This window comes from Thiohalobacter sp. IOR34, assembly GCF_030406045.1.
Lineage (GTDB): Bacteria > Pseudomonadota > Gammaproteobacteria > Thiohalobacterales > Thiohalobacteraceae.
The window spans coordinates 1578436-1604963 of record NZ_CP128988.1 but is presented as its reverse complement, the minus strand read 5'-3'; the positions used below and the strand labels follow the sequence as shown (position 1 = coordinate 1604963).

28 protein-coding genes and 3 tRNA genes are annotated in these 26528 nt (G+C 64.1%); 13 read left to right on the top strand and 18 right to left on the bottom strand.

The features are described 5' to 3' along the window. Positions 1-19: 19 nt before the first annotated feature. From QVG61_RS07420 to dsrA, 9 genes are all read right to left on the bottom strand, one after another. Complete coding sequence (locus QVG61_RS07420; RefSeq protein ID WP_289929991.1) at positions 20-1975, bottom strand: NAD(P)-binding protein; 1956 nt, start codon at positions 1973-1975, stop codon at positions 20-22. Between the two features lie 98 nt (positions 1976-2073). Then, a complete protein-coding gene (dsrK, locus tag QVG61_RS07415; protein WP_289929989.1) occupies positions 2074-3591 on the bottom strand; it encodes a sulfate reduction electron transfer complex DsrMKJOP subunit DsrK in 1518 nt (505 codons plus the stop codon). Between the two features lie 48 nt (positions 3592-3639). Continuing rightward, entirely contained in the window at positions 3640-4368 is a 729-nt protein-coding gene (locus QVG61_RS07410) for a respiratory nitrate reductase subunit gamma (protein ID WP_289929988.1), read from the bottom strand. A gap of 66 nt (positions 4369-4434) precedes the next feature. Continuing rightward, positions 4435-4767: a TusE/DsrC/DsvC family sulfur relay protein gene (locus tag QVG61_RS07405; protein WP_289929986.1), complete on the bottom strand. Its 333-nt coding sequence runs from the start codon at positions 4765-4767 to the stop codon at positions 4435-4437. 45 nt (positions 4768-4812) lie between these two features. Continuing rightward, positions 4813-5121, bottom strand: coding sequence for a sulfurtransferase complex subunit TusB (gene tusB, locus QVG61_RS07400; protein WP_289929985.1), 309 nt, complete (start codon positions 5119-5121; stop codon positions 4813-4815). A 20-nt stretch (positions 5122-5141) separates the two neighbouring features. Then, entirely contained in the window at positions 5142-5561 is a 420-nt protein-coding gene (gene tusC, locus QVG61_RS07395; RefSeq protein ID WP_354671151.1) for a sulfurtransferase complex subunit TusC, read from the bottom strand. A 24-nt stretch (positions 5562-5585) separates the two neighbouring features. After that, positions 5586-5978: a sulfurtransferase complex subunit TusD gene (gene tusD, locus QVG61_RS07390; protein ID WP_289929983.1), complete on the bottom strand. Its 393-nt coding sequence runs from the start codon at positions 5976-5978 to the stop codon at positions 5586-5588. Positions 5979-6097: 119 nt separating this feature from the next. Next, a complete protein-coding gene (gene dsrB / locus QVG61_RS07385; RefSeq protein ID WP_289929982.1) occupies positions 6098-7174 on the bottom strand; it encodes a dissimilatory-type sulfite reductase subunit beta in 1077 nt (358 codons plus the stop codon). Between the two features lie 85 nt (positions 7175-7259). Then, positions 7260-8516 (bottom strand): dissimilatory-type sulfite reductase subunit alpha, encoded by a 1257-nt coding sequence (dsrA, locus tag QVG61_RS07380; protein WP_289929980.1) that lies wholly within the window; start codon positions 8514-8516, stop codon positions 7260-7262. Between the two features lie 471 nt (positions 8517-8987). Here dsrA and QVG61_RS07375 point away from each other — a divergent pair, with 471 nt between their 5' ends. The 5 genes from QVG61_RS07375 to QVG61_RS07355 all read left to right on the top strand — a co-directional run bounded on the left by QVG61_RS07375 (position 8988) and on the right by QVG61_RS07355 (position 11594). Further along, a complete protein-coding gene (locus QVG61_RS07375) occupies positions 8988-9926 on the top strand; it encodes a TauD/TfdA family dioxygenase (RefSeq protein WP_289929979.1) in 939 nt (312 codons plus the stop codon). A gap of 1 nt (position 9927) precedes the next feature. Next, the gene (locus QVG61_RS07370; protein WP_289929977.1) at positions 9928-10122 is read left to right on the top strand and encodes a sulfur relay protein DsrC; all 195 of its coding nucleotides are present in this window, start codon (positions 9928-9930) and stop codon (positions 10120-10122) included. A gap of 19 nt (positions 10123-10141) precedes the next feature. Then, the gene (gene cas6, locus QVG61_RS07365) at positions 10142-10828 is read left to right on the top strand and encodes a type I-MYXAN CRISPR-associated protein Cas6/Cmx6 (RefSeq protein WP_289929976.1); all 687 of its coding nucleotides are present in this window, start codon (positions 10142-10144) and stop codon (positions 10826-10828) included. 116 nt (positions 10829-10944) lie between these two features. Then, positions 10945-11283 (top strand): TusE/DsrC/DsvC family sulfur relay protein, encoded by a 339-nt coding sequence (locus QVG61_RS07360; RefSeq protein WP_289929974.1) that lies wholly within the window; start codon positions 10945-10947, stop codon positions 11281-11283. 146 nt (positions 11284-11429) lie between these two features. Next, positions 11430-11594: a hypothetical protein gene (locus QVG61_RS07355; RefSeq protein ID WP_354671150.1), complete on the top strand. Its 165-nt coding sequence runs from the start codon at positions 11430-11432 to the stop codon at positions 11592-11594. Positions 11595-11768: 174 nt separating this feature from the next. Here QVG61_RS07355 and QVG61_RS07350 read toward each other — a convergent pair whose 3' ends face one another. Next, positions 11769-12101 (bottom strand): hypothetical protein, encoded by a 333-nt coding sequence (locus QVG61_RS07350; RefSeq protein ID WP_289929971.1) that lies wholly within the window; start codon positions 12099-12101, stop codon positions 11769-11771. A 51-nt stretch (positions 12102-12152) separates the two neighbouring features. Between QVG61_RS07350 and QVG61_RS07345 the strand changes: the two genes are divergently transcribed. Continuing rightward, positions 12153-12827 (top strand): Fe2+-dependent dioxygenase, encoded by a 675-nt coding sequence (locus QVG61_RS07345; RefSeq protein WP_289929969.1) that lies wholly within the window; start codon positions 12153-12155, stop codon positions 12825-12827. A 179-nt stretch (positions 12828-13006) separates the two neighbouring features. On the opposite strand, the gene QVG61_RS07340 is transcribed toward QVG61_RS07345, so the two are convergent. Together QVG61_RS07340 and QVG61_RS07335 are read right to left on the bottom strand one after the other, a co-directional pair. Further along, entirely contained in the window at positions 13007-13615 is a 609-nt protein-coding gene (locus tag QVG61_RS07340; RefSeq protein WP_289929968.1) for a 2OG-Fe(II) oxygenase, read from the bottom strand. A gap of 34 nt (positions 13616-13649) precedes the next feature. Then, positions 13650-14717: an Sfum_1244 family protein gene (locus tag QVG61_RS07335; RefSeq protein WP_289929967.1), complete on the bottom strand. Its 1068-nt coding sequence runs from the start codon at positions 14715-14717 to the stop codon at positions 13650-13652. Positions 14718-15115: 398 nt separating this feature from the next. Here QVG61_RS07335 and QVG61_RS07330 point away from each other — a divergent pair, with 398 nt between their 5' ends. Next, a complete protein-coding gene (locus QVG61_RS07330) occupies positions 15116-15694 on the top strand; it encodes a hypothetical protein (protein ID WP_289929966.1) in 579 nt (192 codons plus the stop codon). Between the two features lie 67 nt (positions 15695-15761). On the opposite strand, the gene QVG61_RS07325 is transcribed toward QVG61_RS07330, so the two are convergent. Continuing rightward, positions 15762-15965, bottom strand: coding sequence for a hypothetical protein (locus QVG61_RS07325; RefSeq protein WP_289929964.1), 204 nt, complete (start codon positions 15963-15965; stop codon positions 15762-15764). A gap of 110 nt (positions 15966-16075) precedes the next feature. After that, the gene (locus QVG61_RS07320; protein ID WP_289929963.1) at positions 16076-17200 is read right to left on the bottom strand and encodes an anthranilate phosphoribosyltransferase; all 1125 of its coding nucleotides are present in this window, start codon (positions 17198-17200) and stop codon (positions 16076-16078) included. Between the two features lie 500 nt (positions 17201-17700). On the opposite strand from QVG61_RS07320, the gene QVG61_RS07315 reads away from it, so the two are divergent. Genes QVG61_RS07315 through QVG61_RS07305 form a run of 3 tightly spaced genes read left to right on the top strand, consistent with a single transcriptional unit; the run spans position 17701 to position 19856 of the window. Beyond that, entirely contained in the window at positions 17701-18132 is a 432-nt protein-coding gene (locus QVG61_RS07315; protein ID WP_289929962.1) for a tetratricopeptide repeat protein, read from the top strand. 7 nt (positions 18133-18139) lie between these two features. Beyond that, positions 18140-19288: a sulfur reduction protein DsrS gene (locus QVG61_RS07310; RefSeq protein ID WP_289929961.1), complete on the top strand. Its 1149-nt coding sequence runs from the start codon at positions 18140-18142 to the stop codon at positions 19286-19288. Between the two features lie 7 nt (positions 19289-19295). Then, on the top strand, positions 19296-19856 hold the full coding sequence (locus QVG61_RS07305; RefSeq protein WP_289929960.1) for a hypothetical protein: 561 nt from the start codon (positions 19296-19298) through the stop codon (positions 19854-19856). A 31-nt stretch (positions 19857-19887) separates the two neighbouring features. On the opposite strand, the gene QVG61_RS07300 is transcribed toward QVG61_RS07305, so the two are convergent. Further along, positions 19888-20073, bottom strand: a complete 186-nt coding sequence (locus QVG61_RS07300) for a hypothetical protein (RefSeq protein WP_289929959.1) — start codon at positions 20071-20073, stop codon at positions 19888-19890. Positions 20074-20135: 62 nt separating this feature from the next. Continuing rightward, a complete protein-coding gene (locus QVG61_RS07295; RefSeq protein WP_289929958.1) occupies positions 20136-20807 on the bottom strand; it encodes a Bax inhibitor-1/YccA family protein in 672 nt (223 codons plus the stop codon). 205 nt (positions 20808-21012) lie between these two features. Here QVG61_RS07295 and QVG61_RS07290 point away from each other — a divergent pair. Together QVG61_RS07290 and QVG61_RS07285 are read left to right on the top strand one after the other, a co-directional pair. Then, a tRNA-Pro gene (locus QVG61_RS07290) sits at positions 21013-21179 on the top strand. Between the two features lie 86 nt (positions 21180-21265). Beyond that, positions 21266-21355: transfer RNA gene (locus QVG61_RS07285), tRNA-Ser, on the top strand. 352 nt (positions 21356-21707) lie between these two features. Here QVG61_RS07285 and QVG61_RS07280 read toward each other — a convergent pair. Further along, positions 21708-24422, bottom strand: coding sequence for an HAD-IC family P-type ATPase (locus QVG61_RS07280; RefSeq protein WP_289929956.1), 2715 nt, complete (start codon positions 24420-24422; stop codon positions 21708-21710). Positions 24423-24826: 404 nt separating this feature from the next. On the opposite strand from QVG61_RS07280, the gene QVG61_RS07275 reads away from it, so the two are divergent. Then, positions 24827-24917: transfer RNA gene (locus QVG61_RS07275), tRNA-Ser, on the top strand. Between the two features lie 495 nt (positions 24918-25412). On the opposite strand, the gene QVG61_RS07270 is transcribed toward QVG61_RS07275, so the two are convergent. Continuing rightward, the gene (locus tag QVG61_RS07270) at positions 25413-26375 is read right to left on the bottom strand and encodes an IS5 family transposase (RefSeq protein WP_289929955.1); all 963 of its coding nucleotides are present in this window, start codon (positions 26373-26375) and stop codon (positions 25413-25415) included. Positions 26376-26528 lie beyond the last annotated feature (153 nt).

Below are 26528 nucleotides of genomic sequence, written 5' to 3'. Positions count from 1 at the left end.
TAACTCCCAAACGACCTGCTTATTCACCCATTGCCATGTCGATGTAGCCGGTGGGGCAGACATCGGAACAGATGTGGCAGCCAATGCAGCGCGTGTAGTCGGTTGCGACATAGCGGCCGGTGGTGCGCTTGTCCTTCGGCACACGGTAGACGGCGTCCTGCGGGCAGTAGATCACGCAGTTGTCGCACTCGAAGCACAGGCCGCAGCTCATGCAACGGTCGGCCTCGGCCTTGGCCTCGTCCTCCGGCAGGCCGGTGTAGCGGTCCTCGAAGTGACCCAGCACTTCCTCGGCGCTCGGGCCATGCTCGGCACGCTTGTGGCGCGGGGTGTACTGGAAGTGGCCGAGGAACATCTGGTCGGTGGTGATGATCTCCTGGGCGGCGCGGTCCTCGAAGTTGTGGACTGCCCAGTCGCCCTCGGAGGTGCCACGCAGGTCGCCCAGTTCCTCGGCATGGAACTCGATCGGTGCCAGACCGGCTTCCTTCAGCTTGGCCAGCAGGTCGAAATGGTGCTTGTCGACCTTCGGACGCTTGACCTGCTGCTCGTTCTTCAGGTAATGCTCGATGCTCTCGGCGGCGATCGAACCCTGGCCGATGGCGGTGGTCAGCAGGTGCGGTCGCACGATGTCGCCGGCGACGAAGTGGCCGGGCTTGTTCGGCACCTGGTAGAACTGGTCGGAATCCATCAGCCCGCGGCCGTTGTCGAAGTCCTCCAGACCGGTCAGGTCACCGCCCTGACCGATGGCGGAGACGATCAGGTCGGCCTCCAGGTCGAACTCGGTACCCTCGATGGGTTCCGGACGGCCGTCCTTGACCACGCACTTGGCCATGCGCAGGGCGGTGGCGCGGCCGCTCTCGTCGCGCACCAAGGCAACCGGCATCACCTCGTTGAGGATGGTCACGCCCTCGTGCAGGGCGTCACGCACCTCTTCCTCGGTGGCGGTCATCTCCTCGCGCGGGAACAGCGCGGTGAGGGTGGCCTCGCAGGGCACGCGCTTGGCGGCCAGCGCATCGTCGTGCTTGGCCTCGCCGGCGACGACCTTCTCCGGCGCCAGGCTGGGGTCCAGATCCTCGACGGTGCCGATGCGGCGGGACACGGAGACCACGTCGATCGAGGTGTCACCACCGCCGACGCAGACCACCTTCTTCGCGGTGACCTTCAGGTCGCCCTTGTTGAAGGCTTCCAGGTAGGCGACACCGGAGACGCAGTTCGGGGTCTCGTCCCAGCCCTCGACGAACAGGCCGCGACCGGTCTTGCAGCCGATGGCCCAGAGAATGGCGCCGAATTCCTTCTCCAGTTCCTCCACCGACACGTCCTTGCCGACGCGGGTGTTGGTGCGCACCTCGATGTCACCCATCTCGATGATGCGGTTGATCTCGTGCTCCAGGTGGGAGCGCGGGATACGGTAGTTGGGGATGCCGTACTGCATCATGCCGCCCAGCTTGTCGTGATCGTCGAAGATCACGCTGGCGATGCCGCGGCGACGCAGGTGATAGGCGGCGGACATGCCGGCCGGGCCACCACCGACGATGGCGACCTTCTTGTCGGTGATCAGCGCCGGGGCCTCGAACTTGTAGCCGTTCTCGAAGGCGGTGTCGCCGATGAACTGCTCGACGGAGTTGATGCCGACGAATTCCTCGACCTCGTTGCGGTTGCAGCCATCCTCGCAGGGTGCCGGGCAGACCCGGCCCATCATGGCCGGGAAGGGGTTGGCGTCGGTGGCACGGCGGAAGGCGTACTCATGCCATTCCACGCCCGGTGCCGGTTTCTCGATGCCGCGCACGATCTGCAGCCAACCGCGGATGTCCTCACCGGCGGGGCAGCTTCCCTGGCAGGGCGGGGTACGGTGAACGTAAACAGGGCACTTGTGGGAGGTGTCAGCGACAAAGATCTTGTCGTGCATGCTCGACCACTTGTTTTCACCGTCCTTGAATTTGCGGAAGGTCAGTTTCATTTCGTCTTGGGAAGTTGCCATGCCTGTTTCTCCTGTCTAGGTAAACCCGCCCGCGGCGGATTCTGTCTAGCAAGTTCTATTTGATGTTCTATCCAAAAATTAAGGGCGTTGTGTCGTGCTTATTCCTCGTCGTCTTCATCCTCGTCGCTCTTCTGCCCGGTGAGGATGAGGGCATTGCTGATCAGCTGGTGGACGCTCACGATCTGGTCGAGCCGGAAGCCGTAGTAGGGCATGACCTTGGCGAACTGGCTCTTGCAGATGGCGCAGATCGCGGCCATGTGCGTGACGCCGTACTCGTCGATGACGTTCTTCAGGGCTTCCATGCGCGGCAGGGCACCCTTGACGCGCAGCTCCATCAGGTCGTCGGTCAGCAGGCCGCCGCCGCCGCCGCAGCAGAAGGTGCTGTCGTGCACGGTCTCCGGGGCCATGTCGTAGAAGTTGTTGCAGGCTGCCTTGATGACCTCGCGGGGGATGACGAACTGGCCGCCCGGGAAGTCACCCATGCGCGTGGCGCGGGCGACGTTGCAGGAGTCGTGGAAGGTCACCACCATGTCGTCGTTGCGCGACTTGTCGAGGTTCAGCTTGCCTTCCTTGATCAGCTCCCAGGTGAACTCGCAGATGTGCTGCGGCACCGGGTAGCGCGGGTCGAGGAAGTCGAAGGGCCCGGCCAGGGTGTTGAGGAAGCTGTAGGCCACACGCCAGGCATGGCCGCACTCGCCGAACACGATGCGCTTGACGCCCAGATCCTGGGCTGCCTTGCGGATGCGCAGGGCCACCTTGCGCATGTTCTCGTAGGAACCGATGAACATGCCGAAGTTGGCGGCCTCCGAGGCGTAGGAACTCAGCGTCCAGGAGACGCCGGCCTCATGGAAGACCTTGCCGTAGCCGATCAGGCCGTCGACGTGCGGCTCGGCGAAGAAGTCGGCGGAAGGAGTGACCAGCAGGATCTCGGCGCCCTTCTCGTCGAGCGGGAAGCGGACCTTGACGCCGGTATCGTCCTCGACGTCCTCTTCCAGGCCTTCCAGGGTGTCTTCCAGGGCCGGGCCCGGCAGGCCGAGGTTGTTACCGATCTTGTAGACCTTGCCGATGATCTCGTTGCAGTACTTCTGGCCCTTGCCGACGGCGTCCATGATCTCGCGCGCGGCCATGGAGATCTCGGCGGTGTCGATGCCATAGGGGCAGAACACCGAGCAGCGGCGGCACTGCGAGCACTGGTGGAAATAGCTGTACCACTCGTCCAGCACTTCCTCGGTCAGGTCCACGGCTCCGACCAGCTTGGGGAAGTACTTGCCGGCGAAGGTGAAGTAGCGCCGGTAGACCTTGCGCAGCAGGTCCTGACGCGCGACCGGCATGTTCTTCGGGTCATGGGTGCCGATGAAGTAGTGGCACTTGTCGGTGCAGGCACCGCACTTCACGCAGGCATCGAGAAAGACCTGGAAGGAGCGGTACTTGCCGAGCAGCTCGCCCATCTTCTCGATGGCGACCTCTTTCCAGTTGTCCAGCAGCTCGCCGGGATACCCGAGCGGTTCCTGAAACTCCGCCTTGGCAACAAACGGCTGGCTGTGAGCCATCGCCCCCTCTTTCAGCTTGGGGATGATGGGGATCTCTCTAAATTTCGGGACTTCAAAATCAGCCACGATTCGCTCCTTAGTCTACTGCCGCGAGGTAGGTAGTGAACGGCTGGATCATTTTTCGAGTTGCGCCGCCCAGTCCGCCAGGTGCCGCTTCTCCCGCGGGTTGTCCACCTGGTTGCGGGTCGGGCTGAAGAACACTCCCGGTGCGTGCAGCAGCTTGCTGATGGGGAAGACGATCATCAGCGTGGCGACCAGGAACAGGTGCAGCAGCAGTGCCGGGTCCATCGGCAGTTCCTGGGGCGAGAAGCGCAGCAGGCCGAGGAAGAATGCCTTGACGGCGACGATGTCGGTGTGGCTGAGGAACTTCATGCTCAGCCCGGAGATGCCGATGCCCACCAGCAGGGCCAGCATCAGGTGATCGGAGGGTCCGGTGATGTAGCGGATGCGCTCCACCAGGATGCGCCGCGCCCAGAGTCCGCCGAGGGCCAGGACCATGGCGAAGCCGGCATACTTGCCGAAGGGCTGGATCAGGGTGACCCACCACCAGACCGGCTCGGTGAAATAGCGCAGGTGGCGCAGCAGCACCAGCAGCAGCGCGAAGTGGAAGACCCAGCCGAACAGCCAGATCCACTTGTTGGACCGGAACAGGCTGTGGAAGAAGACGACTTCACGGAACAGCCTGAGGACCACGCCCGCGGGGGTCAGCGGCGCCGGGGTGGTCGGGATCTTCAGTGGGGCAGGTGTCTTGGCATAGATGTAGATGCGGCGACCCACGCCAACCAGGAAGATGATTCCTGCGGCATAAAACAGCGCGGTGTACAAAACGCTTACGAACGACACTGTCATCTCCTCACTGAAAACAGAATAGGGGAAGGGGGGGATAACCCCCCCTTGGGCACGTCTGGATCAGACGCAGCCGGTCGGCTTCGGCAGACCGGCGTACTTGCACGCCTGCTTGGCAGGACCGTAGGGGAACAGCTCGTAGAGGTACTTGCTGTTGCCCTTGTCCTTGCCCAGCTTCTTGCCGATGGCCTTGGTCAGGACGCGGACCGCCGGGGCGATCTGGTACTCGTCATAGTACTCACGCAGGAAGTTGATCACTTCCCAGTGGGCGTCGGTCAGCTCGGTGTCGTCGAGCTTGGCCATGACGTTGGCCACTTCGGGCTCCCACTGATTCAGGTCTGCCAGGTAGCCTTCCTCGTCCGTCTCCAGGACCTTACCGTTTACTTCGATGCTCATCTCTTTGATCTCCTCGTTAAGAGTTCCAGCTAGAGTGAATAGATCCTAAAGCCAGGCCTGGACGTTGTCGTTTTCCGTAACCAGGTCAACGAACCCGCCATAGTCGACGACGCCGACGCCGTCGATCAGCCGGTCTTCAGGGATGCCCCGGGCCTTGAGATCCGGGCCAAGTACATAAAGCTTGCAAGCTTCGATTGCGCTTTTCACCTTGCCGGAAACCGCCGTTCCCTCGACGGCGCCGACCACGGCGTCCTCGATGAGAAGGATGCTGCTGCCGGGCTTTGCATGGGCAATGCAGGAGTCCAGGCTGCGGTTTTCGAAAGGTGACTTGTTGACTGTGTGCAACATCGCCATGGTTCTGTACCTCGAGTCAGTTAGAAGCTGAGGACGACGTCCTGCTCGTCCATCAGATCGGCGATTTCTGCCGCGGACACCAACCTGATAGAAGGTTTCTCCGCCCAGTCATCGTCCTCGTCCTCGTACATGATCTCCTGGAGGTCGTCCAGGGTCAGGCCGCGGGCTTCCAGGGATTCCTTCTCGACATACAGCTTGTTGATGTCGTAGTCGCCCAGGACGTTGTAGATCGGGGAGAAATTCTTCATGCCAATCTCGGTTGTATCCTGACCCTTGAGCAGCTGATACACGCCGTCATCCACGAAAACCAGGCTGACGTCCTGATCAAAGGCTGCGCCGATCAGCACAACTTCGAGAGACTCGAGCGCGTAGATCGTGCCGTACGGAGCCTTGCGGTTCACGTACATGAACTTTTTGATTGAGCCCTCGTTTTCCATCATTGAAAACCTTCTTGCAGTAGCCGATTAGTCACCGAATACGACCAGACGGTCGCTCTGGATGCCTGCCTCGATGAGCTGACCGAGGCCGGAGATGCGGAAGCCGGGAGCGATGTTGTCACCGTCCTTGCCGTGCCGCTTCGCCTCGTCGGCGTCGAGGATGCCGCGACGCTGGGCGGCAGCGACGCATACAACCAGATCGATGTTGTGTTTTTCAGCGAGTTCGCTCCACTGGACGGTGATGTTGCGGTCATCCTGCGGCGGTACGCCGTAACGGGTGCCGTTGTTGACGCCGTCGTGGTAGAAGAACACGCGGAAGATCTCGTGGCCCTTGTCGAGCGCAGCCTTGACGAACTGCAATGCGCTATCAGACGACTGATGCTGATAGGGGCCTTCATTCACCATTACCGCTAGTTTCATGCCGGTTCTGTCCTAAATATCTTGCCTATGGTCGTGCTGGCCGATCTTGAAACTTGCGGCCGGCGCGGTGCGCCGGCCGCAGCATGTTTCAGGATCTGCCCGTCCCTTCTACATCCGGATCAGAAGCGGATGTGGGTCGAAGCGTTCAGGCTGTTGCGAGCACCCTTCCAGTTATCGATGTGATACTTGGTGAAGGGCAGGTTGGTGACCTCGAAGAAACGCGGCCAGCCGATGCGCTCGATCCAGTCGTTGATACGCTCCCAATCCTTCGCGCCTTCCTTGTAGGCCTTGAGGATGCGCTTGACGATGGCCGTGGCTTCCGGCCAGCGTGGCGGATTGTTGGGGATGCCGGAGGCGACCAGCTTCTGGAAGGTGGGTTTGCCACGGGCATTGGAGTGGTTGCCACCGACCCAGATGGCCAGCTTGGTGTGCTCGGCGTCGTTGATCTGCATCGGCGGGCAGGGCGGGAAGCAGGCGCCGCAGCAGATGCACTTCTTCTCGTCCACTTCCAGGGACGGCTTGCCGTTGACCATCGCCGGACGAATGGCCGCGACCGGGCAGCGCGCGACCACCGAGGGGCGCTCGCAGACGTTGGAGACCAGGTCGTGGTTGATCTTCGGCGGCTTGGTGTGCTGCACGTTGATGGCGATATCACCCTGGCCGCCGCAGTTGATCTGGCAGCAGGAGGTGGTGATATGCACGCGGTTCGGCATGTTCCAGGACTTAAACTCGTCGATGAGCTCGTCCATCATGGACTTCACCACGCCGGAGGCGTCGGTGCCGGGGATGTCGCAGTGCAGCCAGCCCTGGGTGTGGGACAGGGTGGTGACCGAGTTGCGGGTACCGCCGACCACGAAGCCGGCATCCTCGACCGCCTTGATCAGCGGCTCGACCTTGGACTCGTCGTCGACGATGTATTCCAGGTTCGAACGGATGGTGAAGCGGATGTAGCCGTCGGCATACTTGTCACCGATGTCGCACAGGGTGCGCAGGGTGAAGATGTCGAGGATACGCTGGGTGCCGACCTTGACGGTCCAGACGGTGTCGCCGCTGTAGGCAACGTGCTTGAGCACGCCGGGACGCGGATCTTCATGATACTTCCACTGGCCGTAGTTGCGGCGCATGGTCGGATGCATGTACTGGAAGCCGTCAGGGCAGCCGGATTCGATCGGCGGACGCATGTCTTCGAGTGCCATGGATTTCTCCTGAATTTTTTCTTCAAATCTGGTTTCGGCAGAGGGGGGCGAGAGCCCCCCTCACCGCGTTATCTATCCCGGGTGATCAGCCGGCGGCTTCCTCGGCCTTGCGCTGGAACCACTTCTCGGCCTCTTCATCCCAGCCGTCCATGCGGACATAGGAGATGCGGCGCGGAGTGCTGATCATGTGCGGATCAACGTCGATGCCGATACCTTCCAGGAAGTTGACCAGACCGATACGCTCGATCATCTCGCCGCAGCGCTCGTGCTCGAGACCGTTCTCGGCCCAGAAGTCGATGATCTCCTCGGCCAGCTCGACCAGGGACTCGTAGTCTTCCTCGGTTTCCATCTTCTTGAACGGAACCACCACGGTGCCCATCAGATCGCCGATCTTCAGGGTGCGCTTGCCGCCGATGAGGATGGTGACGCCCCTGTCCTTGCCGGGGTGCAGGGCCTTCGGCATGACGTTCAGGCAGTGCATGCAACGCACGCACTCGTGGTCCTTGACGGTGATGGTGTCGTCGTCGTTCAGCGCGATGGCGTTGGTCGGGCAACGGCTGATGACGTTCTCCTGGATGTACTCGCGGCCCTTGGTCTGGACGTAGTTCTTGACCTCGTCCTGGTCGATCTGCATGGCGTCGCGCCAGGTGCCGATGACGGCGAAGTCGGAACGCTCGATGGAGTTCTGGCAGTCGTTCGGGCAGCCCGAGATCTTGAACTTGAACTTGTAGGGCAGGGCCGGACGGTGCACGTCGTCGGTGAAGTTGTTCATCAGTGCGCGGTGGATGTTGTGCTCGGAGCAGCAGGACATCTCACAGCGGGCAGCACCGACGCAGGACATGCCGGTACGCACGCAGGGACCGGCGCCGCCGAGGTCCCAGCCGTAGTCGTTGATCTCGTCGAAGAAGTGCTGGGTGTTCTCGGTGTCGGTACCGATGAACATGATGTTGCCGGTCTGACCGTGGAAGGTCTGCAGGCCGGAGCCGTATTTCTCCCAGCTGTCGCCCAGCTTGCGGAGCATGTCGGTGGTGTAGAAGTTTGCCGGTGGCGGCTGGACGCGGAGGGTGTGGAATTCCTTGGACTCGGGGAAGGCATGGCCGACTTCGGAGAAGCGGGGGATGATGCCGCCGCCATAGCCGAACACGGAAACCGTACCGCCCTTCCAGTAACCCTTGCGGGTTTCGTAGGAGTGCTCAAGCTGGCCAAGCAGGGAATTGGCCATACCGCGAATCTTTTCGCTTTCGTGGTTGTCACGCAGACGCTTGATGCCCGAAATGAAGCTCGGCCAGGGGCCGTTTTCCAGTTCGTCGAGCATCGGAGTTTCATGGTGCTTGTCAGCCATGTTTGTCTCCTCAATGTGGAATGGCAGATTGTGCAGACGGCCACCTTTCGGGTGACCGTCGATAAATCAACTGGCCCGCTGTTCACGCAGCTGCGGCCGTGAACGATAACAGGGCCGGTTGATACGCACGAGTCCCTGTTTTCTGTGTCGGCAAGTCTAGGGTGCTGATCGCGTTGAGAATACCCTACCCATGGGGTGTTCAGGGCGAAGTAGCCTACCCCTTTTGGGATAGCGTTTCAATCGCCGTTTTGTTGCCGCGCCCACCGGCGGGCTGTCAGGATCTGTCGCGCGACCTCCCTGGGAATTATTTTTTTATTATATAGTTACAGGCTGTTGTTCATGTGGCGGTATGGGTACCTTACTAAAGGAATAGGCGCCCAGAGGCCGGGCCCGGCCCGGCAATTCTACCAGCAAATGCGCTGTTGGGCGGTGCGCCGCTGCGGCTACAATGGGCGCCCGATGAGAAACCGCGTGCCCGCCCAGATGTCCGTCCCCGATCCCGCCATTCCTGCCGACAGCCCGTTCCGGCTCGATGCCCCCGAGGCCTACCGCCGCTGGCGCGATGCCAGGCTGGCGGCCCGCCCGGAGCTGGCGGAGCTGATCGTGCCGCTCGGCGACCCGGCGGCGCCGACCGCGGCGGAGCGTGCGGCGATCCTCGACCGCTGCCGGCGCGCCAATCTGGCCGTCTACGACCTGGGCGGGCGGGCGGTCGACCGTGCCGCGCTGCGGGCCCTGGGGCGGCAGTTCGGATTGCAGCGGCTGGATGGCAACCTGTGTGCAGAGGACGACGGGGTCACGGCACTGGCGGTATCGGCGGACGGCAGCAAGCGCCATTACATCCCCTACACCAATCGTCGCCTGAGCTGGCACACCGATGGCTACTACAATCCGCCCGGGCAGCGCATCCGCGCCTTCATCCTGCATTGCGTGCGACCGGCGGCGCAGGGTGGTGAGAGCCTCCTGCTCGACCACGAGCTGGCCTATATCGCCCTGCGCGACCAGGATCCGGCCCTGATCGAGGCGCTGATGCGGCCGGATGCCATGACCATTCCGCCCAACGAGGTGGAGGGCCGGCAGTTGCGCGGCACCGCCAGCGGACCGGTGTTCAGCGTCGATCGGCAGGATGGCAGCCTTCACATGCGCTACAGCGCCCGGACCCGCAACATCCAGTGGCGCGACGACCCGCTGACCCGGGCCGCGGCCCAGGCGCTGCAGGCACTGTGGGCGGAGGGCAGTCCCTGGATCTACCGCCTGCGGTTGAAGGCGGGGCAGGGCGTGATCTGCAATAATGTGCTGCATTGCCGTACCGCCTTCGAGGACGGCGCCGCGCCGGAACGGCAGCGGCTGCTGTACCGGGCCCGCTACTACGACCGCATCCGCGACCTATCCCTACCGGCAGGAGAGACATGACATGCTTTGGTTGAGCGAAGTGCTGCTACAGGAACACGATCTGGCCTCCTTCGAGGACCTGTGCCGCAAGGTGCAGGAACGTGCCGCCCAGGGGGAGCTGTTCTTCCAGATGGACGTCAAGCCACCGTTCCCGGACACCCCGGCGGATTGGGAGGATCGCCTGGAGGCGGCCTTCGCGCAGGCACCGAAACGTTGAAGCGCACGAGGTGAACACCATGTTCTGGCAAGAGGATATCGAAGACGACACCCCCTACCAGGTTCCGGACGACATCGTCGATCTCAGCTTCCGCATCGACTGCCGCACCCTGCCGCTGGATCATGCCCATGCCCTGTCCTCGGCGCTGCTGGCGGCGCTGCCCTGGCTGGAAGAGGAGCCGGATGCCGGGGTGCATCTGATTCACGGCGCCGAGTCCGGCAACGGCTGGTTCCGGCCCGAGGACGTGGAGCACGAGCTGCTGCACCTGCCGCGGCGCCGGGCCCGCATGACCCTGCGTCTGCCCAAGTCCCGGCTGGAGGACGCGCGCCGCCTGGAAGGCATGACCCTGGACATCGCCGGCCATCCGCTTGGCGTCGGCAGCGCCACGGTCCGGCTGCTGAGCACCCTGTCGCCGCTGTTCTCGCGCTATGTGGTGACCGATCCGGAACAGTCCGAGGAGGACTTTCTGTACGGGGTGGTCGAGGCACTGCGTGCCCTGGACATCCCGGTGCGCAAGCTGATGGCCGGCCGCTCGCACGCCTTTCGTACCCCCGAGGGGGTGCTGCACACCCGCAGCGTGATGATCGCCGACCTGGAGCCGGAGCGGGCGGTGCGCCTGCAGCAAAAGGGGGTCGGTCCGGGGCGCAAGCTGGGCTGCGGCCTGTTCATCCCCCACAAGGGGATCAGCTCGGTGAAGGACAGCTGAGACGGGGCGCCGGGGACAGCCGGATCCATGTCATTCCAAAACCGCTCCGATCGGGGTATAGTCCGCGACTTTCGAAATTTTTGCAGTTGGTTTGATCTGACCTCATGGGGAGAATCATGGCTATCGAAGTAAACGGCAAAACCATCGAAACCACCGAGAACGGCTATCTGGTCGACTACAACGACTGGAACGAGGACGTTGCCAAGCTGATCGCCGAGCAGGAAGGCATCGAATTGACCGAGCAGCACTGGGACGTCATCCACTACCTGCGCGACGAGCACATCAACAACGGCGGCAACGAGCCCAACGAGCGCACCATCCTCAAGGCCATGGCCAAGAAATGGGGCACCAAGCCGACCAGCAAGGACATGTACCAGCTGTTCCCGCTGATGCCCAGCAAGCAGGGCCGGAAGATCGCCGGCCTCTCGCAGAGCACCCGCAAGGGCGGTTACTGAGGGCATCGCCCAAAGGGGATATGGTCTCCCCGGTTTTCAGGGGCTATAGTGCGCCCCAGCCCGATTAACCAGACACAGAGGCACAACCTGTGCCGGAGGCGAGAAAGATGAGCGAAAAGGCTGACTTGATTAAGAAAATGCTGGAAATGCAGAAGAAGTTCATGGATTACGAGCACCAGAACGGTGTCGATCCCAAGGATTACTATGCACCCGAGTCGGGTCACCCGCTGGACGGTTTCCGTCAGGAATACCGCGATATCGCCATGAAGGTCGTCGACCTGGCGCACGCCGAGAAGGGTTCCGAGCGCTGAGTTCGATCCCATCCGGATGAAAAAGGCCGCGCAATGCGCGGCCTTTTTTGTGCGCCGTTCCCACGGGCGGCGCGCTGCACCGAAAGCAGGAGCGGCCTCCCGGCCGCGATGGGGTGGTCAATTCTGTGCCATGGCCAGCGGCGGTAGCGCGCCGGATTTCGTTTCGGGACCGGTTCAGGGTTGCCCGGCGACCTCGAAGCCGTGCTCCAGCATGTTGCCCTCCAGATCCATGTGCACGCCGCGCACGCCCGGCATGCGCTTGAGGATATAGCCGGCCATCATCACGCTGAGATTGCTGTTGCCGCATTCCAGCGCCGTCAGCAGCTTGTCGGCGGCGATCTGGCAACGCTGGACCGGGTCCGGATTCTCCACCCAGCGGCGGCTCATCTGATAGCCACGGTCCATGTCCCGGTCCATGCGGGTGAAGAATTCCTCGGCCTCGTCGAGCAGGCCGTCGGGTACCTCGACAGGGTGGGTTTGGTCGTTGACATACACATTCAGTATCATCGTCGGCTCCATTGATGAACGGGATCCGAGGATCCTGCAGGAGTTGCTGGCATGTTGATCACGCTTTCCGGGTTGTTGTCCCAGGCGCAGTTGCAGACGGTCCGCCGGCTGATTGCCGAGGCGCGCTTCGTCGACGGCAAGCTGTCCGCCGGCAAGGAGGCGCAGCCGATCAAGAACAACCGGGAGATGGCCCAGGACCAGGAACTATACAACAAGCTCAACGGCATCGTGATGATTGCCCTCCTGAATCATCCGGAATATCAGCGTGCCGCCCTCCCGCTGCGCGTCGCCTCGCCCTTCTATGCCAAGTACGGCCCGGGCATGACCTATGGCGACCATATCGACGATCCGGTGATGGGACCGCCCGGCCAGCGTTACCGTTCGGACGTCTCCACCACCATCTTCCTCAGCGAGGCGGAGGACTACGACGGCGGCGAGATCGTGATCCGCACCGCCTTCGGCGAGCGCAAGGTCAAGCTGCCGGCCGGCGATGCCGTGGTCTATCCCTCCTCCAGCCTCCACCATGTCGCCGAGGTGACCCGCGGCGAGCGCCTGGTGGCGGTGACCTGGGCGCAGAGCATGATCCGCGATCCGGCCCGCCGCGAACTGCTCTACGAACTCTCCCAGGCACGGGAGAGCCTGCTCGACGAGGCACCGGAGAAGGACTCGACCCGCCTGGTGAGCAACGCCTATTCCAACCTGGTGCGCATGTGGGCGGAAGTGTGAGGGGTGCAGAATTCAGAAGCCAGTTCAGAATCCAGAATCCAAGGGGGCAGGGGATATCAAGGTGTAGGAGCGATCGCCAGGTCGCGATGCGGCGGGTGCCGCCGCTCTGGATGATTGCAAGGGGGATGAGGGAGCCGGAAGCCGGGATTCAGTAGTGGTCGGACGGCCGCAACAGTGCCTCAGGCGAAGACCACCCAGGTGGTGGCGATGTATTTCACCCCTTGTTCCAGCTTCACGGCGCGGTGTTCGTGGGTCCAGAAGGGCGGGAACAGCACCAGCTTGCCTTCCTCGGGCCTCACCTTGACCTCCTGGAACAGGAACTCGGTCTCGCCGCCCGGCCCCGGGACGTCGTTCAGATACCAGAGCGCCACCAGCTGGCGCTGGGCGAACTCGTGGCTGCCGCCATCGATGTGCCACTGGTAGTACTCGCCCGGCTGGTAGCGCTGGATCTGGTAGCCCATGTCCTTGAATGGCCCCTTGAAGTAGGGGAAGGCCTCGCGGAATTCCTTCAGCGCCAGGCCCAGCGAGCGGAACAGGTTGCGGTCGACGTCCTGCCAGTGCGGCTTGCCGCTGACCACCAGGTCGGTGGTGCGCTTGATCTGCTGGTCCTGGTGCCGGGTCTGGCCGATGCGCCCGGCGTACTGTTCCTCCTCGCTGGCCTCGAAGCGGGCGATCATATCGCGGCACAGGAAGCCGGGGAGGGCACCGGGTTTCTCGAAGATGAAGCTGTTGGGGCTGACTTCGCGGATGCTCTGGAGCGGTGTGCGCTGGGTGCTGTCGTGATACATGGGGAAGGGCCGCGATCGGGGAGCGGGGATTGTGCTACAGGGTGCTGCGGTCGATCAAGGCCTCGATTTCAGCGATGCCCTTGTGACCCGCGGCCGCGTAGCCCTGCAATGCCGCCTCGGCGACGCCCTGCCAGTGTTCGCGGCCGGCCTCGGCCGCCTCGCGCAGCGCCGTGTCGCGGCCGCTGTCGTGCCAGTCCTGGTAGGCGGCGATCAGCGTCGGGGCCAGTGCCTTGCGCAGGTTGCTGAGGCCGGCGACATAGAAGTGCAGGCTGTCCGGCCGGCCGTGGTCGAGCAGGCCGGGGAGGGTGGACAGGGCATCGGCCAGATTGTCGCGTACCGCGCGCAGCAGCAGCTCCAGGCGTGACGGCGGCAGGTCGGCGAGCATAGCCTCCCAGCCCGGACCGAGCCGGCGGCCGGCCTCGACCTCGCCGATCTCGTGCAGCAGCAGGCTGTCGACCTCCCGATCCGCCATTCGCGTCAGCGAGCCTTCGGGATCGGCCTCGAAGTCATAGTGGGCAAGGGCGCGCCCCATGGGGTTGTCGAGCCGGTTCCAGCGCCATTCCTCGACCCGTTCCCAGATCATGCGCCGCAGCGACTGGCGGCGGATGAAGACGGTCTTGCCGAGTGACATGGCCGGCGGCGCGGTCAGGTCGCGGGCGTATTCGTCGCCGGCGACCAGCAGGGTGAAGCCGTGGTGTTGTTCCTGCCGTTCCAGCCGGCCGAGAAAGAAATGCGCCTTGCCCTGCAGGCCGATGCCGGCGGAATAGACCAGGCCGGCGGCGTGCAGCCGGGCGTTGACGGCATCGGCATCGAAGGGGTCCAGTTCCCGCTCACCCAGCGGCAACGGCCGGAATGACTCCTCCTCCAGTTCCTCCCACAGCGCCTCGCGGGCATGCAGCCAGTCGCCGACGGCCTCGGCGGAGAGGCGCTCGGCATAGCCATAGCCCATCTCCCAGCGGTAATATTCACGCATCTTCATCAGATAGACGCAGAGGGTGTAGTTGCCGGCGTGGGTGGCGTCCGAGATGTGGCAGTTGTGCTGCACCGCGGCGCGCAACTCGGCATGTTCGGCAAGCTGCTCGGCGCTGTTCGGGGTGGGCATCTGGCTGCTCCCTATTTCCTAGTGATTTAGTATACTATGCCGATCCAGGATCGATTCTAGCCCGCATATTGCACGAAGGCGGCCTTGAAAGCGTAATTTTCCCGGTATTTATCAAGGCAGTGATCACCTATGCGAGCAATTGTTCCCTGTTACAGTTTGTGCCTATTCGAGTTCAGGCCAAATCTGGCGTCGCATTTTGCCCGATCGCCCTTGAACCATAGCTATGGCTATGCTTCGGCGGGCGATCGAACAAACTGCTTGGCCAGATTCGCCCTGAAACTCGAATCCTTCGTGCAATATGCGGGCTAACACGCGCGGGGCAGGGCCGCGAGTCCCCCCGTTGTTGAGACAGAATCTCGAATTCGATTTTATCCGTTTGAAAAACAAGGTTGTCTGCCATGGCTGTTCGACTCAAGACCCGTTGGAATCTCAAGGACAAGGAACGCACCATTCAGGAGACGGCCGGCGCCCTGGCCTTCAACAGCTGGCGCATCGGCCTGAACATGCTGCTCAATCTGGAGAACGAGGGTTTTCAGACCGACACCCAGTTGCACCGCCTGGAGGTGATCAAGGAGATCATGGCCTTCCTGATCCACGTCCTCGACCGGATCGCCTACGAGCGGATGGACGACGAGGAGCGCGCCCGGTTCGTCACCGCCCTGGCCAGGAAGATCGCCGACTATGTGCAGGACAACGCGCGCGACTTCGCCGGCCCCGGCGATCATCGCAGCCCCTTCATCGAACGGCTCAACGAGCGCATGGACGGTTATGCCGAGTTTGCCTTCTCGGACTTCGAGCCGAGTTTCCAGATGACCCGCTATTTCGGTGATCGGATGGCGGCCACCCTGGGCGAGCGCCAGCGGCAGTGGGTCGCCACGCAGATGATCGATATCGAGGTGCCGGCGGCGATGAAGTCGCTGCGCCGTGCGGTGGACAGTCTGCTGCCGGCGAGCGAGGGCAGGGAGGCAGACGGCTGAGAGGCCGCAGCATCAGGCACAAAAAAAGCGGGCATCAGCCCGCTTTTTTTGGGGTCGCGCGGCGGGATCAGTTCTTGATCCAGGCTTCGTAACCGCTGGCGTCCTTGGCCTTGCCCTTCTCGTAACCGGCTTCGTAGGCCTCGGTCACACGCTGTTCTTCACGCTCCGGGTCGAGCCAGTAGCCGCTCTGCCAACCAATGATGTAGTCGGGATCAACACCGGCTTCTTCCATCTTCTTAACAGCGTCGTAGTAATCCTGATGCGGGTTCATGTCTACTTCTCCTCTTCGCTAGCAACGAGTGGTACTCAACCAATTTGGCGTATTTTCCATCAGTTCCGGGCGCTCAGGCAAACTTTTCCGCCGCTCGCGTCCGGGGCGGATCAGGTGGCGGCCTCGAAATGCGCCAGCGCGGCCCCGGAGTCCAGGGCCTTGCGCGCGGTCTCCGCCGCGGCCGGCAGGGAGTCGCAGCGGCCCAGATGATGCAGCACCAGCGCCCCGGCATAGACCAGGCCGTCGTAGCTGCCGCCGCGCTTGCCGCGCAGGGCCTCGCGGCCGTATTCGGCGGCCAGGGCGGCCATGGCATCGCTGTCGATGGCGGTGGCGATCTCGTCGCCCGGCTGTGCAGCCGCGGGGGCGTCGGCCGGGATCGGCACGGCCCGGTTCTCGGCCTCGATGCCGAGCGTCTGCGGCTGGCTCTCGAAATCCTCTTCCGGGCCGCGGTCGTGATAATGGACGATGCGTGCCGGCTGCTGCAGCGAGGGGATGATGCCGCCCTCCACGCCGCGCACCAGCAGCAGGGAATCGAAACCGGCATGGCGGGCCAGTGAGGCATAGATCGGCGGATAGGCCTTGTGCACGAAGCCGGTGTAGAGGTGGGTCCGCTTACGGCCGCTGATCGGCCGGCTCAGCACCTCGACCGTGGTCAGCACCTGGCGCTTGACCATGCGCTGGCGCAGCGGCACCAGGTCGTGCAGCGGCGGGCAGTAGTGGCGCTGATCGACATAGGCCCAGCCGATGTCGGTCTCGGCGATGCGGCCGGCGGCGGCCTCGGGGCTCAGATCCACGTCGACCCCGGCGGCCTTCAGCACCTTGTGGTGGGTGATGCCGTACTTGGGCCCGACCGTGTCCAGGCCGTGGGACACCGCGGGCACGCCGCAGGCCGCCAGCAGGGCCGGCACGAAGGGCGAGACGGGCAGGCCGCGGGTGTAGCCGTCATAGGGGTCGGCGATGTCGACCAGTTCGTCGACCTCGGCGGTGGCGGTGTGGCGGGCATCGAGGATGGCCTGCAGGACGCCGCGGTTCTCCGCATCGCTCTCGCGCTTCATGCGCAGGGCGATGAACAGGATGGCGGTCTGCACCGGATCGGCCTGGCCCGAGAGAATGATCCGCATGGCATCCCGGGCTTCGTCGAAGCTCAGGTCCTTGCTGTATTCAGGGCCGGTGGCTACCTTCTGGATGCAGCTGCGCAACAGCAGGGCAGCGTCTTTGTCACTGAATGCATTCATGCTCGTACCGCACCCCGGTCGGGGGCTGACAGGAAATCGATGCGCGAGTATACCCTTGCGGCCGGACGGGCCGTATATCCCCATAGAGGGGGTCAATCCCTGCCAAAACGGACATTCCCCTGCTTGTCGCAGGGGTACGCTATACGTATTTCCCGACCAATACGCTAGACTATTGCCCCCTTGCCCGGATATTGCACCAAGGCGGCCCGCATGATCGGAGTGCAGGCTGGTATACAAGGCCAGGAGGCTCGCAAATAGGCCCTCGTGGCGGGGTACGGTTTGTGCCTATTCGATTTCAGGACGCATCTGGCTGCGCATCCTGGCCGATCGCCCTTGAACCATAGCTACGGCTATGCTTCTGCAGGTGATCGGCCAAGCTGCCTTGCCAGCTCCGCCCTGAGAATCGAATCCTTGGTGCAATATCCGGGCTTGAGCAGCGCCAGGTTTTTTCGCCGTCCGGCCCGGTGCCGGGGCGGCGCCCAGCAGAGGACAGCACCCCCATGCAAGAAGACGACGTACAGTTCAGCAGTGCCATAGCGGCCTTCGAGGCCAAGCACTTCGCCCAGGCGGCACAGATGCTCGGCCCCTTCGCCGAGGCCGGCAACGCCGAGGCCCAGCACCGCCTGGCGATCATCTACCAGAACGGCCTGGGCATGGCCCGCAACGAGGCCCTGGCCCTGAAATGGATGCGTGCCGCCGCCGAGCAGGGCTATGCCATGGCCCAGCACGGGCTGGGCTTCATGTACCTGCAGGGCGAGTGTGTCGAGCAGGACGGCGCGGAGGCGGTGAAGTGGTTCAGGAAGGCGGCGGAGCAGGGCCTGGCCGGTTCCCTGACCACCCTGGCGATGATGTACGAGCAGGGCAACGGTGTGGAGCAGGATCTCGACGAGGCCCGCCGCCTGTACAAGCTGGCCGGTTTCGACCCGGCCTGAGCGCGCCATGGATCTGACCGCGGAAGACGCGCTGCGTCTCAACGTGCTGCTCGCCAACGAACTGCACGCGGTGCGTATCGACGAATCCTCGATGACCGTCTACGGCCTGTCGCCGCAGGGCGAGACGGTGGTGCGCCTCAACCCCAACTGCCGTGACGAGCTCTATCTCAAACGGGTGCGCGAGCTGTTCTCCAGCCAGGTGCTGGGTTCGCCCGGCGGCTACCCGGTGTATCTCAAGCGCTGGACACGCATGGGCCAGGCACGCAACAGCGAGAGCCTGGAGAAACTGCTGCTGCTCGGCGAGCCGGAAGCGGTGGTCGCGGTGGTGCATTCGCCCGGGCTCGACAGCGAACTGGCGCGCCGCGCCTGGTGGGCCATGCCCTGCGCGGACAACGCCCGCCGTCTGCTGCAGCAGGCGCCGATCGCGGCCGGCCCCATGGGGCCGGTGCTGGCTGAGTATCTGATCGAGTTCCTGCCCTTCGAGGAGAGCCACCAGGCGATCATCGACAGTATCCGCCTGGTGCTGCAACCCGGGCTGATCGATGCGGGGGCGCGGGACAGGCTCTGGGTCCGTGGCCGGCACAAGAACACCTATTACGTCGGTTTTCTGCGCGCCATCCCCGATGAACTGCCGCTGGAGGCCGCGCCTCATCCGCTGTGGCCGGCGCATGGCGAGCGCCTGCAGGCCCTGGCGGCCGGCGGCAACGCCGTGGCCGGACTGCTCGGCCGGGTGCTGGATGCGCCGGGCCAGGCCTTTCTGGAAACGGTGCGCCGGGCGCTGCGCAAGCCCAACAACCAGGACGTGGTGGTGGAACTGCTGGAGAGCATCCGCCAGTATTTCCTGGCCGCGGCCTACTCGGCCTGCCCGGCCGCCTGGCCGCAGGAACCGGAACAGCTTCTGGAACAGGCGGAGCAGCGGCTGGCGGGACGGCTGGACGACGACCCCTGCGGCGACGCTCTGCGCGAGCTGCAGGAGACCCTGCCCGAACTCGCGCCCCAGCTGCAGGCCCTCTGTGCCCTGGCTGCGGTCAGCGAACGGCTGGTCACGCCCATCTTCGCCCGCACCGATGCCATCGGCAGCCTGATGCGGCGCAAGATCGCGCCGGTCACCGAGCCCCTGTTCGAGCAGCTCGGCCGGCTGCAGGCGGCCGGCTGAGCGCCCCGTGCCCCTGCACTGGAACAGCGTCACCCTGCACCTGCTGCTGCGCCTGCCGGAAGCGGCCTTCGAGCGCCACCTGGCCGCCTCGCCCTATGTGGTCGGAGAGGAACTGGTCGAGCAGATCAGCGCCCATGTGCGCCGCGAGCGGCTCGGCTATTACCCGGCGCTGGACTACTTCCGCCAGCAGGGCGGCATCGATCCCGAGCTGCTGGCCGCGGCGGAGGACATCGGCTGGTTCGCCTCCAGCCTGGCCGCCGAAGAGATCCGCCGCCGGCTGCGGCCGGTGTTCTCCAGCCTGGTCTTCGAGTCGCAGCAGCTGGTCGCCTTCACCCTGCCCGGCGTCCGCCCGGGCCAGCCCAATGCCCGTGACGCGCTGCTGCGCCACTACACCCCGGACCAGGTGAAGGTCGGGCTGCGTGCCACCTCCATCCAGCGGCACGCCGATGCCGAGGCCATGGTCGGCTGGGCGCGGCATCTGACCCTGCGTTGGCTGCAGGACAGTTTCGACAGCGTGGAGATCCGCAGTGCCGAGGCGAGTGGAAGAGGATCGGCCGAAAAGTCATAGCCGGATCGTCCAGGCTGTCGGCCGGACGCTCTCAGCGCACCAGCATCAGCAACAGGACGACGAAGGCGATCACCGCGGCCAGCGGCAGCAGTGCCGCACGCCAGTCGTCGGTGCTGCCCCTGGGGCCGTGTTTGAACATGCCCTTCGCCACCGGCCAGAGGCGGATGGCGATGATGCCGAGCACCACGGCGAGGGAGAGCTTGAGCCAGAGTTCCATCGGGGAGGACCCTGTAATGAAGAACGGGCCGCAGCCGGAGCCACGGCCCGTTCAGGCTGCGATCAGTCGTCGCTGCTGAAGGCGCCGAGCAGTTGCAGCAGGGCGATGAACAGGTTGTAGATGTCCAGATACAGGGCCACGGTGGCGCGGATGTAGTTGGTCTCGCCGCCGTTGATGATGCGGCTGGTGTCGAACAGGATCAGCCCGCTCATCAGCAGCACGATGGCAGCGGACAGGGCCAGCGAGAGGGCGGGGATTTCCAGGAAGAGGTTGGCCACCATGGCCACCAGCACCACGATCAGGCCGACGAACAGGAAGCCGCCCATGAAGCTGAAGTCGCGGCGGCTGGTCAGCGCATAGCCGGACAGGCCGAGGAAGACCACGCCGGTGCCGCCCAGGGCCGTGGCGATCACCTGGCCGCCGTTGGGCAATGCCAGATACATCTGCAGGATGGGGCCGAGACCAAAGCCGAGCAGGCCGGCGATGGCGAACACCACGGCGATGCCGGCCGCCGAGTTCTCGGTGCGCGGCAGCACCAGCCAGATCAGCGCCAGCGCGCCGAGGCTGGTGCCCATGGAGACCATCGGCGAGACACTGACCAGCATGGACAGGCCGGCCATGGCCGCGCTGAACAACAGGGTCAGGGAAAGGAGCATATAGGTGCTGCGCAGCACCTTGTTGGTGGAGATGACCGCGCTTTCCCTACGGGAAAGGATCGATTCCATGGAATTCATGCCTTGTGTGCCTCCAGGGTTCAACAGACTGTTCTTCATATCGAATTCGGGTGTTTCGCAGGGTATTCGACCGCGACACCCGGCAGGAGTTCAGCATAACGACATGTCATTGAAACAACAACCGTTCATAACCTGTCGGCAGGCTGGCCAAGGGTGAGGGAAATCGGTATCCTCACGCGCTGATTCCACGACCGCCGTGCGCCCCGGAGGGGTGGTAGGGCAGTCGAATGCAACGGTTTTTGGAAACCGTCGAGGGTTAACGCCCTCCGTGGGTTCGAGCCGAGCACCGGAACGGCGCGACGCACCGCCCGAGCATAGTGAGGGCGGCCCGCAGGGCGAGCCTCGCAGAGGCGAGTCATCCCACCCTCTCCGCGGGCCGTGCCGCTCGATGCGGCGCGGCCTGCGAAGGGCATTGAAGGGGGTTCAGGCAAGGCCGCGGGGTAGGGCGGAAATTTTTCGGAGAGGTGGCAGAGCGGTTGAATGCAACGGTCTTGAAAACCGTCGAGGGTTAACGCCCTCCGTGGGTTCGAATCCCACCCTCTCCGCCAATCATCAAAGAAGGGCCCTTGCGGCCCTTTTTTGATGATTGGCAAAAGACCGGATTCGAAGCCACGGAATCAGAATGGCGGTTCGACCGCGGAGCCGCGATAGCGGCAATCGCGGCCTGGAGGCCGCTCCTACGGGGCATGGTGGCACGATTTGGTTGTGTAGGAGTGGCCTCCAGGCCGCGATCGAGCAACGGACATCACATCCGGGTGCATCTTTGCCACTACGGCGGCAATCGCGGCGTGGCCGCCGCTCCTACGGGGCATGGTGGCATGATTTGGTTGTGTAGGAGCGGCCTCCAGGCCGCGATCGAGGACTGCGCGCCCTGGTGGGCTGCGCGATATCCAGCACCCCCTACCTCCAGCGCCGCAGCCATTTGTGCAGCTCCATCACCACCAGCACGCTCAGCGTCAGTCCCAGCAACTGCAGCCAGTGCTGCGGCGAGACCGGCTGGATGCGCAGGATTTCGCGGATTCCCGGCGTGTACATGGCGCCGATATGGATCAACTGGGCGGTGAGGGTGCCAAACAGCAGCAAGGGGTTGCGCAGCGGGCTGTGGCGGAACAGGGAGCGGGTCTCGGAGCGGCTGTTGAACACGTGCACGTTCTCGAACAGCACCATCAACAGCAGGGTACCGTTGCGCGCCTCGTCGACGCTGTAGCCCTGGGCCAGCAGCCACTGGAAGAGCAGGAAGGCGAGGCCGCCGATGACCGCCGCCGAGAGCAGTACCCGCTCGACCATCAGCCGGTTGAAGACCGGTTCGCGCGGTGATCGCGGGGGGCGGTTCAGCTCGTCTCCTTCGCCCGGCTCGAAGGCCAGGGCCACGTCCTGGATGCCGTTGGTCACCAGGTTCAGCCACAGCAGTTGCACGGCGAGCAGCGGCAGAGGCAGGCCAGTGAACAGGGCGAGGGTGAACAGCACCAGCTCGGCAGCACCGGTGGAGATGAGCAGGAAGATCACCTTGCGCACGTTGCCATAGGCGATGCGGCCTTCCTCGACACCGGCGACCAGCGAGGCGAAGTTGTCGTCGGTGATGATCAGGTCGGCGGTCTGGCGCGCCACGTCGGTGCCACTCTCGCCCATGGCCACGCCCACCTGGGCGGCGCGCAGTGCCGGGGCATCGTTGGCGCCGTCGCCGCTGACGGCGACGAAGTGACCGCTGCGCTGCAAGGAACGGACGATGTCCAGCTTCTGCTGCGGTTCGACCCGGGCGAATACCCGGCTGCGGCGGACCAGACGGTCGAGCTGCTGGGGGTCGTCCTCGGTCTGGCGTAGCTCACTGCCGGTCACCACCTGCCTGGCATCCTGTGCCAGTTCGAGTTCGCGGGCGATGGCCAGGGCCGTGGCCGGGTGGTCACCGGTGATCATCCCGACCTCGATGCCGGCGCGACGGCAGGCGGTGACCGCGGCCTTGGCCTCCGGCCGCAGCGGGTCGATCATGCCGACCAGGCCGATCAGCAGCAGCTCGCGCAGGTGTTCCTCCGAGAAGACCTCACCCTCACCGAGTTCGACCGGACCGGAGGCGAGGGCGATGACCCGGAAGCCCTGGCTGGCCAGTTCCCGGGCCTGACGTTCCAGCAGTTCGGCATCCAGCGGCCGCGGCCCCTCGGGGGTGGCCATCTGGCTGCACATCGGCAGCAGCCGTTCCAGCGCCCCCTTGACGAAGGCCAGGCTCCGGCCGTCCACCTGGTTGAGGCTGGCCGCGAACATGCGCTCCGACTCGAAGGGCAGGCTGGCCAGTTCGGGGAAGGCCTGGCGGGTTTCGGCCTGGATGATGCCGGCCTTGTGTGCCATCACCAGCAGGGCGATGTCGACCGCATCCCCCTGGCGCGTCCAGTCGTCGTCGCGGCGGGCGAGCAGGCCCTCGTTGGCCAGCACCGCGGCACGGCAGAGCTGTTCCAGCAGGGCTTCCTGCGCCGGATCCGGCGTGCCGCGCGGCGTGAGGATTACGCCTTCGGGCTTGAGGCCCTCGCCGGTCACCTCCCAGGGCGGCTCGCCGGCGAACAGCAGGCGCTGGACGGTAAGCTGGTTGACGGTCAGGGTGCCGGTCTTGTCGGTGGCGATGAAGGTACAGGAACCGAGCGATTCGACCGCCACCAGGCGGCGTACGATGACATGCCGGCGGGCCATGCGCCGCATGCTGATCGCCAGTGCCACGGTCAGCGCCACCGGCAGCCCCTCGGGAATGGCCGAGACCGCCAGCGCCACGGCGAGCAGGAAGATCTCCTCCAGCGGCATGCCGCGCCCCAGCGCCACGCCGCCCATCAGCAGCGCGGCCAGGGCCACCACCGCGGCCACCGTGTGGGTGAAACGTTCCATCTTCAGCAGTAGCGGTGGCTTGGTCGGTGGCCGGCCCAGCACCGCCTCGGCGATGCGCCCGAGCTCGGTGCCGAGCCCGGTTGCCACCACCACGCCGCGGCCGCGGCCGCGGGACACCAAGGTACCGGCAAAGGCCATGTTGACCCGGTCGCCGAGCGGGCTGTCGGCGGGCAGGATCTGTTCGGCGTGCTTGAGCACGTTCTCGGACTCGCCGGTGAGCAGGGATTCGTCGATCTCCAGATCGCGGCTCTGCAGCAGACGCAGATCGGCCGGCACCCGGTCGCCCGATTCGAGCAGCACGATATCCCCCGGCACCAGCTCCTCGGCGTCGATCTCGTAGATCTCGCCGACGCGCAGCACCCGGCAGCGGGTCACCACCAGCCGTTGCAGGGCATCCGCCGCGCGTTGTGCGGAGAACTCCTGCACCGTGCCGATGATCGCGTTGACCAGCAGCACGGCGGCGATGAACAGGGCGTCGGAACTCTCGTGGATCAGCAGCGAGACCAGCGCCGCCACCCCCAACACATAGATCAGCGGGCTGGCGAACTGGCGCATGAAAATGCGCAGCAGCCCCGGCGGCTTGCCGCGTGGCAGGCTGTTGGGCCCGTAGCGCTCGAGCCGGACACTGACCTCCTGCCGCTCGAGACCGTGCTCCGAGCTGTGCAGGGCCTCCAGCACGGCCACGGCCGTTTGACTTTGGGGTGCCGCGACCGGGGTCGAGTCAGTACTTCCTGCGTGCCTGTCTGCCATGGATCACCCGTCGTCGGATGGAGGTCTGATCAGAGTACGCCCGCACCATAAAGTCAACCCGCATGGGCCGTGGCGGGGCAGGGGACGGCAATCCACCCTGGGGCGGCGCAAGTCGTTGATTCATCGACGGCAACCCCCGCATGGGGTTTGCAACCGGAAGGCGTCTGGTTTAACCTACGCCGCCTGCTTTCGGCGCCCTGCAGTCCATGTGGCCGCGAACAGCAGTTTTTCCGGAGAGGTGTCCGAGTGGTTGACTCGAGGCCCCACCGAGAGAACGCCGCAGCGTAGCGAAGGCGGCCCCGAAGGGGTGAGGTTGCGCAGCAACCGAATAACGAGCACGCGCGCGTGCTCCGCTGTCGGGGTACCGGTTGGGCTGGTCGGGACAGCGAGACAACAAGGTTTCTGGAGAGGTGTCCGAGTGGTTGAAGGAGCACGCCTGGAAAGTGTGTATACGCTAACCGCGTATCGAGGGTTCGAATCCCTCCCTCTCCGCCAAATGTGAAGGGCCCCCGGAAGGGGGCCCTTTGCGTTTGGCGGAGAGAAAGGCCTTGATGAGGACCCTTCGGGTTCGAGCCGAGCCCCGCGCAGCGGGGCGAGACAACGCGCAGTGAGCGAAGCGAGCGAGCGGCCCCCTTGAGGGGTGAGCCGCGTAGCGGCGAATAACCCCTCCCTCTCCGCCATAAAATCAATGACTTAGCTACCAACCCTGTCTAATTTTAGACATGATTTCGGGTGGTTTTGGCTCCAGTTAGACAACATTTAGACACGATTTCCCTACCCATACCCCCTTCTCAATGGGCACCGGATCCCGATTCGAGCCCGCCCTTGCATATTCTAGGGAACGTCTGATCAATTGACGTTTTGATCGGTGATTTCGTGATTCAGCCGTTCATCGGTTCACAAAAAGGACGAAATACCCAGAATGTCGCCGTGTTGCGATCTCTGGACCACCGTTTTCGTGCGCCTGACCCGAATTCAGGCGCATTGACCCTACGCTACCGCCAACAATCGTCGTCGGACCATGTACAGATTCGCCAGACCACATGCAACAAACAGCCGATTGGCGTTCTTGTAAAGCCCCCGGTACCGAATCTTGTCGAATCCGAAGATCCGCTTGATGATCAAGAAGGGATGCTCCCCCCGCGCCCGCACCTTCGATTTGGTCCGGTTCTTCGCGCGTTCCTCTTCCGACAGAGGCCGGTTCCTGGCGCCCTTGCGCTGCGTGAAATCCGCCGCCCGGGGCGCATGTTTGCGGATCACATCGGTTTGCCCACTGTAGGCAGAGTCACCCCAGACCCGGGTTTCCTCACCGTGCAGCAGGTCCGGCAGCATCTGGCTGTCATGAACGTTGGCCGCAGTGGCAGCCACCGAGTGGATCAGCCGGGTCTTGCTGTCCACCCCCACGTGGGCCTTCATGCCAAAGTACCACTGGTTGCCCTTCTTCGTCTGGTGCATCTCGGGGTCGCGCTTCTTCTCACGGTTCTTCGTCGAGCTAGGCGCATTGATGATCGTGGCATCGACGATGGTGCCCCGGCTGACCTTCAGGCCGTTCTCCTCAAGATACTGACCGATCAGGACAAACAGCCGCTCACCCAGGTTGTGGGCCTCCAGCAGGTGCCGGAAGTGGAGGATCGTCGTCTCATCCGGGGCCGGCCCCTCGCCCAGGTCGATACCCGCAAACCGGCGCATGGCCCGCGAGTCGTACAGCGCTTCCTCCATCGCAGGGTCGGAGAGATTGAACCAGTGCTGGAGAAAATGGATGCGCAGCATGCGCTCAAGCCCCACCGGCCGGCGGCCTGGCTGGCCGGGGGCAGGCTTCGGATAGAACGGTTCAATCACCTCGCAGAGTTCTTTCCAGGGAATGATTCGGTCCATCTCCTCGAGGAAGATCTCTCGGCGGGTGGGCTTGCGGTAGCGTTCAAATCCCTCATCGGCAAAGCTCTGTTGGCGCATCCTCTGGAACTCCAGGCAGCTTGATCGAACAAGACGTATTATGCCTTATATGGCCGATTGATCAGAGGTTCCCTAGTGAACAGCTCTCGATCTCCACTCGGCTGATGGGGCCAGCCATGTGCCGTTTTGTTTGGTTATGCCTGACCAAAATGG

Coding starts and splice junctions, on each gene's coding strand:
- QVG61_RS07420 (WP_289929991.1), bottom strand. CDS start 1,975: ATGGCAACTTCCCAAGACGAAATGAAACTGACCTTCCGCAAATTCAAG.
- QVG61_RS07405 (WP_289929986.1), bottom strand. CDS start 4,767: ATGAGCATCGAAGTAAACGGTAAGGTCCTGGAGACGGACGAGGAAGGC.
- tusB (WP_289929985.1), bottom strand. CDS start 5,121: ATGGCGATGTTGCACACAGTCAACAAGTCACCTTTCGAAAACCGCAGC.
- tusC (WP_354671151.1), bottom strand. CDS start 5,561: ATGATGGAAAACGAGGGCTCAATCAAAAAGTTCATGTACGTGAACCGC.
- tusD (WP_289929983.1), bottom strand. CDS start 5,978: ATGAAACTAGCGGTAATGGTGAATGAAGGCCCCTATCAGCATCAGTCG.
- dsrB (WP_289929982.1), bottom strand. CDS start 7,174: ATGGCACTCGAAGACATGCGTCCGCCGATCGAATCCGGCTGCCCTGAC.
- dsrA (WP_289929980.1), bottom strand. CDS start 8,516: ATGGCTGACAAGCACCATGAAACTCCGATGCTCGACGAACTGGAAAAC.
- QVG61_RS07370 (WP_289929977.1), top strand. CDS start 9,928: ATGCTTTGGTTGAGCGAAGTGCTGCTACAGGAACACGATCTGGCCTCC.
- cas6 (WP_289929976.1), top strand. CDS start 10,142: ATGTTCTGGCAAGAGGATATCGAAGACGACACCCCCTACCAGGTTCCG.
- QVG61_RS07360 (WP_289929974.1), top strand. CDS start 10,945: ATGGCTATCGAAGTAAACGGCAAAACCATCGAAACCACCGAGAACGGC.
- QVG61_RS07355 (WP_354671150.1), top strand. CDS start 11,430: ATGCAGAAGAAGTTCATGGATTACGAGCACCAGAACGGTGTCGATCCC.
- QVG61_RS07350 (WP_289929971.1), bottom strand. CDS start 12,101: ATGATACTGAATGTGTATGTCAACGACCAAACCCACCCTGTCGAGGTA.
- QVG61_RS07345 (WP_289929969.1), top strand. CDS start 12,153: ATGTTGATCACGCTTTCCGGGTTGTTGTCCCAGGCGCAGTTGCAGACG.
- QVG61_RS07340 (WP_289929968.1), bottom strand. CDS start 13,615: ATGTATCACGACAGCACCCAGCGCACACCGCTCCAGAGCATCCGCGAA.
- QVG61_RS07335 (WP_289929967.1), bottom strand. CDS start 14,717: ATGCCCACCCCGAACAGCGCCGAGCAGCTTGCCGAACATGCCGAGTTG.
- QVG61_RS07330 (WP_289929966.1), top strand. CDS start 15,116: ATGGCTGTTCGACTCAAGACCCGTTGGAATCTCAAGGACAAGGAACGC.
- QVG61_RS07325 (WP_289929964.1), bottom strand. CDS start 15,965: ATGAACCCGCATCAGGATTACTACGACGCTGTTAAGAAGATGGAAGAA.
- QVG61_RS07320 (WP_289929963.1), bottom strand. CDS start 17,200: ATGAATGCATTCAGTGACAAAGACGCTGCCCTGCTGTTGCGCAGCTGC.
- QVG61_RS07315 (WP_289929962.1), top strand. CDS start 17,701: ATGCAAGAAGACGACGTACAGTTCAGCAGTGCCATAGCGGCCTTCGAG.
- QVG61_RS07310 (WP_289929961.1), top strand. CDS start 18,140: ATGGATCTGACCGCGGAAGACGCGCTGCGTCTCAACGTGCTGCTCGCC.
- QVG61_RS07300 (WP_289929959.1), bottom strand. CDS start 20,073: ATGGAACTCTGGCTCAAGCTCTCCCTCGCCGTGGTGCTCGGCATCATC.
- QVG61_RS07295 (WP_289929958.1), bottom strand. CDS start 20,807: ATGAATTCCATGGAATCGATCCTTTCCCGTAGGGAAAGCGCGGTCATC.
- QVG61_RS07280 (WP_289929956.1), bottom strand. CDS start 24,422: ATGGCAGACAGGCACGCAGGAAGTACTGACTCGACCCCGGTCGCGGCA.
- QVG61_RS07270 (WP_289929955.1), bottom strand. CDS start 26,375: ATGCGCCAACAGAGCTTTGCCGATGAGGGATTTGAACGCTACCGCAAG.